General features: G+C 34.2%; 13 protein-coding genes. 7 read left to right on the top strand and 6 right to left on the bottom strand.

Annotation, left to right across the window (positions count from 1 at the left end; genetic code table 11):
* The first annotated feature begins 5 nt into the window (after positions 1 to 5).
* A complete protein-coding gene (locus BJL90_RS17810; RefSeq protein WP_070971211.1) occupies positions 6 to 839 on the top strand; it encodes a pyruvate, water dikinase regulatory protein in 834 nt (277 codons plus the stop codon).
* A gap of 101 nt (positions 840 to 940) precedes the next feature.
* The gene (gene ppdK, locus BJL90_RS17805) at positions 941 to 3,565 is read left to right on the top strand and encodes a pyruvate, phosphate dikinase (protein ID WP_081562084.1); all 2,625 of its coding nucleotides are present in this window, start codon (positions 941 to 943) and stop codon (positions 3,563 to 3,565) included.
* A gap of 229 nt (positions 3,566 to 3,794) precedes the next feature.
* On the opposite strand, the gene BJL90_RS17800 is transcribed toward ppdK, so the two are convergent.
* A complete protein-coding gene (locus BJL90_RS17800; RefSeq protein ID WP_070971210.1) occupies positions 3,795 to 4,682 on the bottom strand; it encodes a DUF2935 domain-containing protein in 888 nt (295 codons plus the stop codon).
* A 768-nt stretch (positions 4,683 to 5,450) separates the two neighbouring features.
* On the opposite strand from BJL90_RS17800, the gene BJL90_RS17795 reads away from it, so the two are divergent.
* Both BJL90_RS17795 and BJL90_RS17785 read left to right on the top strand, forming a co-directional pair.
* Complete coding sequence (locus BJL90_RS17795) at positions 5,451 to 5,939, top strand: flavodoxin domain-containing protein (RefSeq protein WP_472235460.1); 489 nt, start codon at positions 5,451 to 5,453, stop codon at positions 5,937 to 5,939.
* A gap of 408 nt (positions 5,940 to 6,347) precedes the next feature.
* Positions 6,348 to 7,471, top strand: a protein-coding gene (locus BJL90_RS17785; RefSeq protein ID WP_418219416.1) for an IS3 family transposase whose coding sequence is annotated in 2 segments (ribosomal slippage) — positions 6,348 to 6,591 and positions 6,591 to 7,471 — 1,125 coding nt in all. Because the reading frame shifts where the segments join, the coding sequence is not laid out codon by codon here.
* A gap of 195 nt (positions 7,472 to 7,666) precedes the next feature.
* On the opposite strand, the gene BJL90_RS17780 is transcribed toward BJL90_RS17785, so the two are convergent.
* Complete coding sequence (locus BJL90_RS17780; protein ID WP_070971199.1) at positions 7,667 to 8,893, bottom strand: MalY/PatB family protein; 1,227 nt, start codon at positions 8,891 to 8,893, stop codon at positions 7,667 to 7,669.
* A gap of 287 nt (positions 8,894 to 9,180) precedes the next feature.
* On the opposite strand from BJL90_RS17780, the gene BJL90_RS17775 reads away from it, so the two are divergent.
* A complete protein-coding gene (locus BJL90_RS17775; protein ID WP_070971197.1) occupies positions 9,181 to 9,888 on the top strand; it encodes a helix-turn-helix domain-containing protein in 708 nt (235 codons plus the stop codon).
* 160 nt (positions 9,889 to 10,048) lie between these two features.
* Here BJL90_RS17775 and BJL90_RS17770 read toward each other — a convergent pair whose 3' ends face one another.
* Positions 10,049 to 11,371, bottom strand: a complete 1,323-nt coding sequence (locus tag BJL90_RS17770) for an ISL3 family transposase (protein WP_236904949.1) — start codon at positions 11,369 to 11,371, stop codon at positions 10,049 to 10,051.
* Complete coding sequence (locus BJL90_RS22850; protein ID WP_070971194.1) at positions 11,364 to 11,807, bottom strand: transposase family protein; 444 nt, start codon at positions 11,805 to 11,807, stop codon at positions 11,364 to 11,366. Before BJL90_RS22850 ends, BJL90_RS17770 begins: the two co-directional genes overlap by 8 nt.
* Positions 11,808 to 12,306: 499 nt before the next feature.
* Here BJL90_RS22850 and BJL90_RS17760 point away from each other — a divergent pair, with 499 nt between their 5' ends.
* Positions 12,307 to 12,531 carry a hypothetical protein gene (locus BJL90_RS17760; protein WP_070971191.1) on the top strand — a complete coding sequence of 75 codons (225 nt, stop codon included), beginning with the start codon at positions 12,307 to 12,309 and terminating at the stop codon, positions 12,529 to 12,531.
* 583 nt (positions 12,532 to 13,114) lie between these two features.
* Here BJL90_RS17760 and BJL90_RS17755 read toward each other — a convergent pair.
* On the bottom strand, positions 13,115 to 13,624 hold the full coding sequence (locus tag BJL90_RS17755) for a YybS family protein (RefSeq protein ID WP_236905094.1): 510 nt from the start codon (positions 13,622 to 13,624) through the stop codon (positions 13,115 to 13,117).
* Between the two features lie 151 nt (positions 13,625 to 13,775).
* The gene (locus BJL90_RS17750; protein ID WP_070971185.1) at positions 13,776 to 15,191 is read right to left on the bottom strand and encodes a PQQ-dependent sugar dehydrogenase; all 1,416 of its coding nucleotides are present in this window, start codon (positions 15,189 to 15,191) and stop codon (positions 13,776 to 13,778) included.
* Positions 15,192 to 15,341: 150 nt separating this feature from the next.
* Here BJL90_RS17750 and BJL90_RS22170 point away from each other — a divergent pair, with 150 nt between their 5' ends.
* The gene (locus tag BJL90_RS22170; protein WP_156778843.1) at positions 15,342 to 15,503 is read left to right on the top strand and encodes a hypothetical protein; all 162 of its coding nucleotides are present in this window, start codon (positions 15,342 to 15,344) and stop codon (positions 15,501 to 15,503) included.
* The last annotated feature ends 208 nt before the right edge of the window (positions 15,504 to 15,711 follow it).

Genomic DNA, 15,711 nt, shown 5'->3' with positions numbered 1-15,711 from the left:
GTTGTATGAATCAAAAAAACTTACTGATATATCTTGTATCGGATTCTATAGGAGAAACTGCTGAACAAGTGGCAAAAGCTGCTATTAGCCAATTTGTATTTCAAGATTATGAAATAAGAAGATTCCCTTTTATTAACGAAAAGCAACAGATTATGGAAATGTTGGAGGAGGCAAAACAAGAAAGGTCTATTGTTGTATTTACTATGGTGGTACAGGAATTAAAGGATTATTTGACAGAAGAAACCGCTAGGTTGAATATACCAAGCATTGATATTATGTCGCCTATCATAGAGGGATTTGGTGGCGTACTGGGCTCTACGCCTAAAAGAGAACCAGGACTTATTAGGAAATTGGATGAAAAGTATTTCAAGAAGGTAGAAGCCATCGAATTTGCAGTGAAGTATGATGATGGTAAAGATCCAAGAGGTTTAAAAAAGGCAGATATTGTGCTAATAGGAATTTCTAGAACTTCTAAAACGCCATTAAGTATGTATTTGGCGCATAAGAATCTAAAAGTTGCCAATGTACCCTTAGTACCAGAGGTAACGCCACCTAAGGAACTATTTGATGTTCCTTCTAAAAAAATTATAGGCTTAACCACCAATCCAATGAAATTAATTGAAATTCGTCAAGAAAGGTTAAAGGCATTGGGGCTAAAAAGTGAAGCTAACTATGCTAGTATAGAAAGAATCTTAGAAGAACTAGAATATGCTGATAACATCATGAAAAGATTAGGTTGTCCAGTCATAGATGTTTCTACAAAGGCGGTAGAGGAAAGTGCCAGCATTATTCTAGAAATCTTTAGAGAGATAGGTTATAAATTGACAAATGGAAAGTAGAGCTTTTCAGTTAAGGTTAAGGATCATGAAACCAAGTGTTGCTACTTTTAATTCTTTAATGAATAGTATAAAAATTTCTACATAATGTGGGGGTGTATTAATTGAAAAAATTTGTTTATGATTTTCATGAAGGAACAGCCGAGATGAAGTCGCTACTAGGGGGAAAGGGTGCTAATCTAGCAGAAATGACTAGAATAGGTTTACCTGTTCCTAGTGGATTTACCGTAACAACAGAGGCATGCAATCAATATTATGAGGAAGGTGCTAAGTTATGGGATGGTTTAAGGGAGGAGACACTACAGCATTTAGCGGCGTTAGAAGAAAGAATGGGAAAAAAATTAGGTGCTATTGAACATCCTTTATTGGTATCTGTACGATCTGGTAGTGCAATATCTATGCCTGGTATGATGGATACCATATTGAATCTTGGGCTAAATGACGTTTCAGTGGAAGGATTGGCGAAAGCTACTTCAAATCCAAGGTTTGCGTATGATAGTTACAGACGTTTTATACAGATGTTTGGTGATGTTGTATTAGAGATTCCTAAGTATAAATTTGATGCTATTTTAGATAACAAAAAAGATGAAAAAAATGTAGAGGAAGATACTGCTTTAACAGCAGAAGACTTGAAAGATATTATAGACAAATATAAGGCAATGGTAAAAAGAGAATGTCGTATTGAATTTCCACAAGATGTGAAAGATCAGTTGTTTATGGCGATAGAGGCTGTATTTAAGTCTTGGAATAATCCTAGAGCGAATGTATATAGAAAACTCAACGATATTCCCCATAGCTTAGGTACTGCTGTGAACATTCAATCTATGGTATTTGGGAATATGGGGGAAACTTCAGGAACAGGTGTAGCTTTCACAAGGGACCCTTCCACTGGTGAGAAAAAGCTATTTGGAGAGTTTTTAATGAATGCTCAAGGGGAGGATGTTGTAGCAGGAATTAGAACACCAAAGCCTATTGTTGAATTACAAAATACGATGCCAAAGGCTTATGAGAAGTTTTTAGAAGTTGCAAACCTTTTAGAAGAGCATTATACAGATATGCAGGATATTGAATTTACGATAGAAAATGAAGAACTATATATTTTACAAACTCGTAATGGTAAAAGAACAGCTTTGGCTGCAGTAAATATAGCAGTAGATATGGTGAAGGAAGGCAGACTGACAAAGGAAGAGGCTATTTTAAGAATAGATCCTTTGCAAATAGAGCAATTATTGCACCCAGCCTTTGATGAAAAAGAACTAGCCAAGGGTAAAATTATTACAAAGGGCTTACCGGCTTCTTCAGGAGCTGCTACTGGGAAAATATACTTCACCCCAGAAGATGTAGTAAACGCCAATAGCAGGGGAGAACGGGCTATTCTTGTTAGAGCTGAAACTTCACCAGAGGATATAGAAGGTATGGTAGCGGCTCAAGGAATTCTTACTGCAAGAGGAGGGATGACTTCTCATGCAGCAGTAGTAGCTAGAGGAATGGGCAAGTGCTGTATTGCAGGAGCGGGAGAGTTGAAAATCCAAGAAGCCAAGAAAATTTTTATGGTAGGAGAAACTGTATATCAAGAAGGTCAATACATTTCCTTGGATGGTAATGAAGGTACTGTATATGAAGGTGAAATAGCGACAAAAGAGTCTCAATTAACAGATAACTTCTTAGAATTAATGACATGGGCAGATGCAATAAGAAAACTTAAAATTAGAACCAATGCTGATACACCAAGAGATACAAAACAGGCCATTGAATTTGGTGCTGAAGGAATTGGACTATGTAGAACAGAGCATATGTTCTTTGAGGAATCTAGAATTTTTGTAATGCGCAGGATGATTTTAGCAAGAACAGAAGAAGAAAGAAGAAAAGCCTTAAATGAGCTACTACCTATGCAACGGGAAGATTTTATAGAAATCTTCAAGACCATGGGAAATCGACCTGTTACAGTGAGGTTATTAGATCCTCCACTGCATGAGTTTTTACCTCATGAAGAAGAAGATATTCAAGAACTGGCACAAAAAATGCAAGTTTCTGCTACGCAGCTACAAGGGGTAGTGAATGACTTAAAGGAAATGAATCCTATGTTAGGACATAGAGGGTGCCGTTTGGCAGTCACTTATCCAGAAATCTATGAAATGCAGGTAAGAGCCATTATAGAAGCGGCAGTGCTAGTGAAGGAGAAAGAAGGCATAGATGTTGTACCAGAGATTATGATTCCATTGGTGGGGGAATTAAAAGAGCTTCAATACAACAAGGAAATTGTCGTAAAAACTGCTAAAGAGGTACTAAGTGAGAAGGAAATCCCACTGCAATACTTAATAGGAACCATGATAGAAATTCCTAGAGCCGCTATTACAGCAGATGAAATAGCAACAGAAGCAGAATTTTTCTCCTTTGGCACCAATGATTTAACGCAAATGACCTTTGGATATTCTAGAGATGATGCAGGCAAGTTTATTAAAGAGTATAAAGAAAAAAATATACTGGAAAAAGATCCTTTCCAGAGGATAGATAGAAGAGGTGTAGGTAAACTAATGGAAATAGCCTCTAAGCTAGGTAAAGAAACTAGACCAAATATCAAGCTTGGTATTTGTGGAGAGCATGGAGGAGACCCTGATTCTATAGAATTTTGTCATATACTGGGCTTAGATTATGTTTCCTGTTCACCTTATCGCGTGCCGGTCGCTAGATTAGCTGCGGCACAGGCGTCAATACGTCATTCAAACTAATCGACAACGTCTTCCTATTTGATTGGAGACGTATACACGTAAACCTAGATGTATAGTCAAAAACAATTGCTCTTTATAGCGTCGGTATATGATAACAAAAGTGCTGGGATTAGAGATTTAGTATAAAATAAACAAGGGTATTGTGTCTTAGTAATTTAAGAGATAATACCCTGTTTTTAATATTTTTCCTTTTCTTAATGAAATCATTTCTTACTACAGCTTTTCAGAATTATAATACTTTATCTTCGATTAAAAGCACTTCCAGATAGTACTGTGCTTCACGGGCCATATGATCTAAAATCAGGGCTGGAGCATTTATCTGACCGGAAGGTACATCGCATTCAACGACATCCCTAAATAACTTTTGTAAAAAATCATGCCATTCTTTCATTACAGCATATGCTTTGGTATTAAATAATTTTAAAGCAGTAGGTTGTTCGGGCACACTTTTAGCTTCTTCAAGCAATATTTCAAGCTGTTTCTCAAATTTAGCTGTAGCCTCATATAGCATATCTTGAATTTTAGGACGATAAGCAACTAGCAACAGCACCTCTCCATGCTCCCTATGAATTCGCAGCCAAAATAGGTTTTGATCTCGGGCAATTCTAGGAATATGTTCACCCATAAAAGGAATTAATAGCTTAGGCACAAGACTGGTAGGAATATTGGCGTTTGGTATACCTAAGACTGTTTCAGGAGGTACAGGTAAACCTTTTAGTCTGTATAGCATGGTTAAGAAAAAGTCTGCTTCACGGCGAATATGATCAAGAAGTGGAGCAGGAAGTTCGGCAACGGCCTTACATTGCTCTAGAAGAACAAATAATTGGGCTTTAAAATCCCTCAATGCTACTGTCCAATTAATGCTGTCGTCAACAAAAGTATTAACGCGACGAGCATCATGTGGAGGAGTATTAACTACCATCATGAATAATCGTTCAATATTTACTGCAAAGTGCTCTGCTTTGCGAATAAACAGTTCCTGGTCCTGACTTGGATTTAATCCCCCACGAATAAATTTAGCATGTTCAAACATAATCCGAAGCCAAAATCTCATTTCGTCAACAGCCGCGCTTAAACCTTGAGGCGATGTAATAGGATAACCATGGTACATGTTCATAAAAAACCCCCTCGATATTTACTCAACATATACTATGAAAGAATACTGTAATTAGTGCATAGTTTAAATTCTCCTTGTAATGGAAATAAAAAAACTAATACTTAATAAGTGGAATTAAGTACAAGGAATTAATGCTTATCTAGGAACGACACCATCAAATATCTTTTTTTCTATCATGGTTTTTGCAAGAATTACAATAAAATTTGGGTAAAGAGGTTTAAGAAGGATGGGCTATACTTAGGCAAGAGTATTTGCATGATCTCATATCATAGCGGAATGATTTTGCACAGTAAGCCTGAACATATATAAACTATATGATTACAAGAAGTGTTCCATAATACTAAAAAATAGTGATTGGTCTATTATGTTAGCAGCAGCCCAGGCGGCGATTAACAACAAGGTCCAATCTAAATAAGGCTTGAAATTATGGTTGAATCTCTTAAACCCTTATAAATAAAAGGTTTAGGAGACTCAGTATAAAAACAAGTAAGGGTATTATTTCTTAGTGATTTCAAGAAATAATACCCTGTTTTTTAATGATTATTAGTATTTTCGCGTACAAAATAGTACAAAAAATAGCTTTTAGGAAACACTTTCTTAATTTAATTATGGAATATTTTTTATGGTAAAATTATAGTAACAATTTGCGTTAGTCAGGGGGGATAATGATTTTACTTCTTATTAGGATGGTTCATGTGATTCTGCCATTTATTAGCATAAAAAGCTAGAAATATGCCAACATTATTATAAACGTTTTGCAGAGGAGGTATAGCGCTGAATACTATAATAATTTATGCAACGAAGCATGGTACTACAGAAAAGTGTGCATATATGCTTTCGAAAAAGCTTAATGGAAGAGTCGATTTACATAACATAAAATCGGGAAAGGATCCCATTCTAGACAGGTACGATAAAGTTATTATTGGGGGTTCTATATATATAGGTAATATTCAGAAACAAATTAAAAAATTCTGTTTTAAAAGACTTAAAGAATTAAAGAGAAAAAAGGTTGGTCTTTTCATTTGCGGTATGCAACAAGGAACTATCATGGAGGCTGAATTTGTTGCTGCGTTTCCTCCTGAGCTCCTAGCAAACTCCATAGCCAAGGAAAGCTTTGGCGGAGAATTTATATTTAAAAAGATGAATCCAATAGAACGTTTAATAGTAACGAAAACACTAAAGGTATATAAAGATACTTCGAATATCTCAGAGGAAAGCATTAATAGATTCGCTCAAATAATAAACAATTCACAGTAAATGATATTTTTTCAACGCTAAGTTCTCATTTAAAGTGATAACCTTAAAAGATCTTAAAACACAAGATATAGTAGATGAAGTTATTAGGGTTTGATCAGGCAACGAGTAGAATATATTATGAAGTGTTCCATAATAGTAAAAAACGGTGATTGGTCTATTTTGTTAGCAGCAGCTCAGGCGGCGATTAACCAAAAAGACCAATCGAAGTAAGGCTTATATATAGTTGAATCTTTAATTATCTTATGTATAAAGGTTTGATTGTTTTTATATAAATGTAAAAAGTGTACTGTTACCTAATAACTGAACTGCCCCCTGTCTACTTGACAGGGGGCAGTTCAGGATGATCTTCACCCGATTTGGTAGACACCAAGAAAGTATACTATAATAAAAAAGTAGGAGGTGTACCAAATGGGTCAAAGAAAAAGCTATGATAAAGAATTTAAACAAGAAGTCGTAAAACTTATTAAAGAAGGTAATATAACTGTTTCAAGTGTTGCAAAGGATTTAGATATACCAAAGACTACAATAACCCAATGGATAAAGCAAGATGAAAAGCATAAAGGCAATCTAAGATCTGAAGATGATGAAATAAGAAAATTGAAACTCAAAATAGCTGATTTAGAGGAAGAAAATGAAATCTTAAAAAAGGCAGCAGCCATCTTCATCAAGCAACCGAAGTAATATTTAAGTTTATCTATGACCACCGCTTCAAGTTTCGTGTGCAGAAGATGTGCCAAGTACTCAAGGTTTCCCGAAGCGGATATTACGCCTGGCTAAAGCGCCCTAAAAGCAAAAGAGACTTAGAAAATGAAAAACTTCTAGAACAAATCAAAAGAGTCCATAAAAAATCAAGAAATATATATGGAAGTATTAGAATTACCAAACAGCTTAATCATGAAGGCATCAAATGCGGTAGAAACAGGGTTTACAGGTTAATGAAGCTTAACAACATTCAATCCATTATGAAAAGAAAATTTAAAGCTACAACGAATTCAAAACATAGCTACCCTGTAGCCCCTAATTTATTAAACCAAAACTTTACCGTAGAAAAACCAAACCAAGCTTGGGTAACAGATATAGCCTACATAGCAACAAAAGAAGGTTGGCTTTATCTTGCTATTATTCTTGATTTATATGATCCTAAGGTTGTAGGCTGGTCAACCATGACCCAGCAGCTAGTTATTAATGCTTTAAATAATGCTGTGTCCCGTAGAAAACCAACAAAAGGCTTAATTCACCATTCAGACAGGGGAAGCCAATATGCCAGCAAAGCCTATCAATCTTTGCTCAAAAGCTATGGTATGAAAGCTAGCATGAGTAGAAAAGGCAATTGTTATGACAATGCTTGTGCTGAATCCTTCTTTGGAACCCTAAAAACAGAAATGGTGTATTTTAATAAATATGAAACTAGAGCACAAGCTAAATCTAGTATTTTTGAATACATCGAGCTCTTTTACAATACTGAAAGGCTGCATTCAAGCTTAAATTACAAATCGCCAAAAAACTATGAAAATCAGAGAAAAGTTGCTTAACTGTATGTCTATTTTATCGAGACAAGGTTGACAAAGACCAATTGAAATAATTAAACAAATAGTTTAAACATAGTAGTAAGTTTTTAATAGGAAGTTTGAGCATATTTACATTATAAAAATATAGGGTATTGCAACTTAATTTCATTAGTGACTTTAAGTGCAATACCCCTACTTTTATTAAAGTATTAACTCTATTTAATTAATATTTTGATCAGAAGTGTCCTCATTATGCTTTGTATTGACTGCCTCACATATTCGTCTCAAACCTTCTTCCAGCACGGACTTGGGACATGCCAGATTTAATCGGATAAAACCATCAGAATTCTGAACGAACATATCTCCACCTTCAAGTAGAACCCCCGCCCTATATGCAAAAAACAAAGACAAATTCTCATCCTTCTCAAAATAAGAACTTAGATCCACCCATGCAAGATAAGTCGCTTCTGATACTTTAAATTTTGCCTTTGGCAAATTTTGCAAAAGATACTCTTGCGTGAATCTGAAATTTTCATCCAGGTAAGCTCGTAATTCCTCAAGCCAGATTTCTCCTTTTTCATATGCTGCCTGTGCAGCTGCAATACTTAGAGGATTATCAAAATTGTAATGTCTGTTAAGCCATATTTCCCTTAGACTTTCTTCTCGGATAATAATATGTGAAAGCATCAGGCCAGCCATATTAAATGTCTTGCTAGGTGCCATACATGTAACTAGTTTTTTATAATCGGGCATAATCTTCCCCAACGGAATATGTGTTTGATTAAGGCGAATTAAATCGCAATGAATTTCATCAGAAATAACCCAAAGTTGATGCCTTTTTATAATCCTTCCGATTTTCTTCAGTTCATCCTCTTTCCACACACGCCCTGTAGGATTGTGAGGATTGCAAAAGATAAAAAGTGTTGTCTTATCATCTGCAGCTTTTCTTTCCAGGTCTTCAAAATCTATTGTATAATATCCATCCTCGTTAATCAGATTGGAGCATACAGACTTTCTATGATTAAAATCAGCCGCATACTTGAAATATGCGTAGGACGGAGTTAAAAACAGAACCTTTTCATCCTCTTTACAAATATAATCTACTAACTCATACAATGCTGGTATAATGCCATTAGACATAACTAGCTGATTTTTGTCAAATGTCCATCCATAACGTTTCATACACCAATTGGCAAAGGCCTCATAATAGCTATTTTCGAATACTCTGGTATAGCCGAAAATACGTTTTTCCAAACGTTCTTTAATACCATCGATTACAACATCTGGAGTTGCGAATTCCATATCTGCAACCCACATCCTTATAAATTCTTCATCTTTATAAGGGAATGTCATTGTCTCATCTGCATGAAAAATATAATTGCGGAACCCATCCGTATTCATAGCATTTGTATGTCGGCGGTCAATAATTTCATCAAAATTATACATGTTTTATCAATCCTTCCATTACTTTAAAACCCTATAATTATATCTGTACTTACGTAATTAAATGGCATCATTCGCAAACCATTCTACCACATAAGTAATTTTAACAATCAAAATTTGTTAAGTCAAAACGGTTAAAGTTTCTTGTGAGTGGATTATTTTTGTGATTTTTTTCTTTAGAATAGATTTTTTCCTTTTTCTATGCTAAAATTCTTGTATAATATAAAAACTAGCCAATTTTGGAACTTTTGTGTATTTATACGAAACTTTTTATATAAGGGGAGGAAACGATGTCTGAGATTAATATACAGATTGGAAAACAAATTCGAACTTTTAGAAAAATGCGGAAATTAACACTGGCTCAATTATCCTATGTGCTTCATAAAAGCAAATCCACAATTTCCAAATATGAAAAGGGAGAAATATCCGTTGATATAGAAACACTATATGAAATTGCTGATGCTTTGCAAATTCATGTTGAGCAATTGCTCTATTGTCCTCCGAAACGTACCGTTATCTCTTCCCAGAATAACAGTCCTGCCTTTTTCAGTGGAGTATCTCAATTCTACTCCTATCTTTATGATGGACGAAGCAACAATATCATACGTTGTGTATTTGATGTACTCTCTGAAACAGAAAATCATCAGTACAAAATTATGATGTATATGAACTATAAAGTTTTTGATAATTATCAGAATTGTGAAAATACTTATTGGGGATTTATTGAACATTATGATGCACTTACCCATATTTCCCTTAATAACAAGGACACGCCAATGGAAAAGGCCAGTATTCAGATACTTGCCTCATATTTGGATTCTGATATCAAATGGGGATTGTTTAACGGATTCTCATCCAGACCAATGATGCCGATTGCCATTAAAATGCTTCTTTCAAAAACTTGTTTGAAAGAAGATTCTGCTCTGATTAATCAACTCAAAGTTTCCAAAGATGACGTACGATTGTTGAAATTATACAATATGTTATCTGTAACTTAAAGAGGTGCGTTATTATTAGCCACTACCTGTCAAATAGACAGGTATAACAAAAATTTTTTATATCCTCAACAAAATATTTAATGATTATGCGATGAGAGCGAGCACATAATTGACAAGGAAGCCATTGAATACGTAAACGCTAAAAGGGTTCTTTCCAATGTTAGTTGATTTGATGGAATGATTCTAATAGGAGTAGTTTTGATCTTAAAAGTTCAAAGCTATTTCTACCATACATAATTCGTTTTATCACTTTTAGCTTATTGACACTTCCCTCTGCTAGACCATTACTATAAGTATAAATAATGCTATTCTTTACTGCATCTAGATCTTTTCGTAAACCTGCTAGATAAGAATTCATTTCATCTATCTGAAGTTTCTCAGCATCCTTCATCCATGGTTCTAACTTATCTAGATTTTTAGAAAACATTAGTTCATGAAAATTTCTAAGCATTTCATATGCTTTGCCTAGAATGGGATACTTTTTAATTATTTCTTCATATTGTTCTTGTGTAATCCCTTTTACATGGTCGATTGCCTTGTATATAAGCTGCACCATCCATTTTCTTGGTATGTATTCTTTCGATTCTGAATCTTTAGTCTCGCATTTCTTTTGATGTTCACGCTCTTTTTGCATAAAAACCCGCAATGCGTCAACTGTACCTGTATATCCTTTTTTCTTTATAATTTCTGTAATCTCTGTATATGTCAAACCTTTTGAACGTAATTCTAGTATCTCCGACTCATAGGACTGTAATTTTCCTGGACGTCGATTGTCATAATGTCCATTAATACTCGGGCCATCTTCTGATAGATACCTTTTTATTGTGTTAAATACATATCCTGTAATTCGGCTAATTTCTTGAAGAGAGCATCCCTCATCAAAAAGCTTGCGAACATATGCTATTTTCTGTTCTCTTGTAGATACTGCTACTTTGTGTTGACGTTCCCTAGCAGAATCAATATCTTCTGGGATATCTTCCTCTTTCATCGCTAGATATTTGTTTACTGTAGTAAGTGAGGAATGCATTAAAAGAGCAATTTCATTTACAGTTAACCCCTCTTCATATTTGGTTCTGGCAAAACGTATCCGTTGCGCACGGTTTCTTGTATCTAGTAAAGCTTGCATTTCAGGTGTTCTTGTTCTTGCTGTAGCTGGTATTTCAACACGAGCAGGAAACAATCGAAACATATATTTTTCCACTGCCCCAGACAAGTTTTTTAAAAGATGAAATCGATCGCTGATTTGAACGGCTCTTGGATGAGCTTCTGTTATAGCTGAAGCATAAACTTGTGACCCATCTCTAGACACAATCTCAATATTTGGATAATTCCGCAACCATTCTATAACTGGTTCTTTGTCCCTAGAATCAAGAATATCAATTATTCTGTGCGAATCAAGATCAATCATAATAGTTCCATAAGAATATCGTTTCTTAAATGCAAAATCATCTATACAAACTCTAACGATACCACTTTTATCCATAGGGACAAACATTTTTTTTAAGCAGATTACATATTGTACTCTTACTTACCATAGTCATATCTGATTTTAATATTTGTGATGCAGATACTGAGCTTACCATAGCAGATAGTCTTAGAATTTTTCCGATTAGTCTATTAGTCTTTCGAGATTTAGGTGTAATGAAATTAAATCTTTCTGCAAAAGTCCTATGGCTGCAGTCTTGATTATCGCAAAAGTATTTTTTATTGTTTAGTATGATAGTAACCTGTTTATCCTGCAAAGGTAAATCCTGAAATTCTCTCTGGTAAACAGAGTGAACCCTAGATGATGTCTTGCCACAATAAGGACATACTATCACATGTCGGCTTGACTCTACAATAATGATTATATTGTGTTCATGTGTTTCATGGGTTAAATAGTTGAGTGCAGGATCCAATGATTTCACAAATTCATTCATATATAACACTTCCATCTGTTTTATTAACTAAATATTAGTGTTATACATAAATCAATTTATATTCAACTAGAGTTGGAAAGAACCGCTAAAAGATAATGATAAACAATTATTATTAAAAGTGTTCCATAATAGTAAAAAATCCTGATTGGTCTATTTTGTTAGTAGCCACTCAGGCGGCGATTATCAACAAAGACCAATCGAAGTAGGGCTTAAACAGTATTGGTAAAAGCATGCAAAGTCTTATATATCAAGACTTTGCGTGCTTCATTAAAAATCAGAACAAGGGTACTGCCGCTTAATTAGATTAAGAGGCAGTACCCTATTTTTGTTATAAAATTTAAATTAAAACAAGTGTTTACTGCAATTGTTCTATTAAATTAATAGGTATGGCTTGACGCAAAATGCTAAGAAATGAGCGTACCCCCAAAATATGTTATAATGAACATTAGTATATTTATGTGCAGTAGCAAAAGTCAAGGTCAGAAGGAGTTGATTAAATATGTTTGACAAAAATAATATTAATAAAGATAATAATTCCTATGTGGGTTTTGGAGTTGGATTTGGATTATTAGGAGGCAGTTTATTTGCGATAGTTATTGGACTTGTATTTGGATTAATAGGAGATAGTATATTTCCGATAGTTATGGCTCTTGGATCTGCATTTGGAATGCTTTTTGGAATAGTCATAGGTGCAGTAATGGATTACAATAAAAATAAAGAATAAATCAATGTGATGACTTATGAACTTAAGACGCTTCTTTTATATTTTGTGCAGTTAGTCAAAACAACAATAAAATTTATGGTTACAAGAAGTGTTCCATAATAGTAAAAAACAGTGATTGGTCTATTATGATAGCAGTTGCACAAGCGGCGATTAGAAACAAAGATCAATCAAAATAAGACTTAAAAACAGTTAGTTGAAGCTTCAAAGGCTTTGTATGCCAAAGGTTTGATAGATTTAGTATAAAGTAAAATAAGGATGTTATTTCTTAGGAAGTTTAAGAAATAACGTCCTATTTTATTGTACAATATTTACAATAAAAAGTAATTGAGGTAGTAGGTAATAAGGTTATTGATAGCTTAGACTTGAGATTACTTATATAGTGTTGGGCTACAATAACGATTTTAAAGTTTAGAATATTATAGATTGCTCTACAAGTATTATTGACATGCAAAATAAAGAAACGCAAGTTATGAAAAATATACCATTTACCTGCGTTTTTTATAAACTTATTGATTTTACAGGGTTAAGGCTATTTTTCTGTGACAGCATGGAGGATACTCAAAGGTTTTTTTGCTGGTATATTCTAGGATATATTTGTTAATTTTATTCTGATAAGATAATTGATAAATTTTCTAAAGCATATATTCCAGGTGCTTGCATAAATAAGTGAAAATGATGAAAAGATTAGAACAGTTAAAGGGGTTGACACCGTGTTAGTTAAATCACCAAATGCCGAAATATCCAATACAAAAGTTAGCAATATCATTCCTAAAGATAATATTGCACTAGAAAATAATATGGATACTAAAATTCCCTTCCTATAAAGTAATGCTCCCATAATGATTCCAAGTAGTCCAGTGGTAAAAAGCAGAATAACTGTCTCTTGTACACTAACTAAAGTAAGAATTAATGCAGAAGAAAAAAACACAGCAATTCCAAGTGAAATATTATAAAAAGCTGCTAATGCAATAGGTAGTGTGCTTAATGGACTGAAGGCCAATCCAATCACGGGTAAAAATACAGGAGCCGACTGGAATATTACAGCTATTGTTGTTAATATGCCTCCAATACTAATAAACCTAACTACATTCATTTTTTTCAAAGTAAATACCTCTTTTCGTGTAATAACCGGTTATATTACAATTCTAATCAATTAATTCTAATCAATTAATTATCATTGAAGAGACACAAAGTTTCGGATAATGCACATTATCTAGTATTATTTCGAATTTTATAGCCATGAATCATGGAACAATTTCAAAAACGGTACCTTTGTTAAAATCAGTCACATTGGCAGAGCCATGAACTCCTAAAAATAGTCTGGTTTGACCCAGATTCGTTCCCAAACTAACATAATAAGCTGACTGATAGCCAAAATTATAATCGGTTTCAATAACACTAAAATCATTTGGCTTACAATCTGTTCTTACTCTAGTATAAACTAAAACCCCTCTAACTGGAGCCTGAATTTCTTCATTTCTTCGAGCAAAGTCGGTAAACACAACGCTTCCCGTTAAATAGGGGATTCTATTCCCCATATATGGCTGAACCCCTGTAAGCGAAGTTCCCTTAAACTTATCTGGACGAGGATCTTGATGAAAATAATTAATTAGAGGATGAATGCGCTTAGCTGAAGTTATTACTGCATCATTGTAGTAAGTAATTACTTTCTCATCCAAATCTAGATTTTCAGGACAATTCCTTATAATCGGAGAAGGAAAATCACCTTCCCAACCGCGCCAACCGAAGTTGATAAATCTTTCTTGGTCAGGGTCAGAATTCATTAAATAGGCTTGAATAAGTTGAGTAACCGGTATTGGCTTATAATACGAAAAAGAAAAAATCGACTCTACCAGATCCTGCCCCACATTGCCCACGTATTTGATGTATCGATCGCAAAACCGCTGAAATGAAATACCAGGTGCGTTGCGAACTCCTTTGGCAATTACCGTAAGGGTTTCTTGAATTGATACGGGAAGCTCAAAAAAACGTGTGACTACCGGTGGATTATAGATAAATGTATTCTTATCTATATCAATTTCAATGATTTTACCGGCTATTTCCATGAAATCTTGGCTTAAATTGAATGGATCATAGCCAGATCCACCATCCCCGGTTGTTAAAACTAGTTTTCCTGTTTCGGGTGAAAAGTTTAAGCTATTGACACCGTTATGATTAAAAAATGGTCTTCTTAAATTAAGTAATGTCCGCCGCTTTTGAGGCTGACCATTTGATTGTAAAATCCATTCTTCAACTGTATCAATATGATCATATTGATTTTCCCTATTTAACCACTTTAGGTTTAAAGTCTTTGGATCACAAGGATTAGGGTTAAAAGATTCTGGAAGAGCACCTGGACCTTGTGTTCCAACTACAGAATAATGAAGGTAAAACAGGCCGTTATAATAGAATTTGGGATGAAAGGCTAACCCTAGCAATCCTCGTTCATCATACCCGCCATTGGAAGTACCTAGTTCTATGATTCGTGAGCGAATATCTAAAAAAGTCTTTATAATGCCATTTCCTGTATAAAAGATCTCCCCAACCTGAGTTGCAATAAATAATCTTTCGAATGAATCGCCCGGAAACATAGCTGTTTTCAAAACAGTAGGTAAATTGATATTGCTAACAATGGGCTGTAAACGAACTTTAACTTTCATTAACTTACTTAACCTCCCTTTTTACTGTTTTCCCTATATAATATTTCTATTAGCACTAAATTGTGACTGGGTTCTGATAAGCTCTAGGTAAGATTATAGCCAGTATTAGGAGGTTAGAGGAATATCACGTATCAGGGTGGCATTAGGAAGATGAAGGGCAGGATTTTATGCAGATACTTTTTGAAATTCATAGAAGCTTTGAAGAAAATGAAGATTACTGAATATATGAAGTGTTACATAATAGTAAAAAACAGTGATTGGTCTATTTTGATTGCAGCAGCCCAGGCACAAATTAATTATCCTCGAAAATAAATAATGAAGCAAGCCTTTAGACATAGATTTCTGATTCATATATATCAGAGATTAGAAAAGCATTATTAATAAAGTAAGAGTATTGTCTTTTAGTAATTTTAAGAGGCAATACTTTTTTATTGACCTTTATAGATATATAATTTCTATGTACTAGTTTTCTTCCTTATTATTGAATATATAGTTTAGAATGTAAAGTTCATATTCAGTT

The organism is Clostridium formicaceticum (genome assembly GCF_001854185.1).
Classification (GTDB): Bacteria; Bacillota; Clostridia; order Peptostreptococcales; family Natronincolaceae; genus Andreesenella; species Andreesenella formicacetica.
Note: the sequence above shows the minus strand (reverse complement) of the source record. Positions and strands in the feature narration are given on the sequence as shown.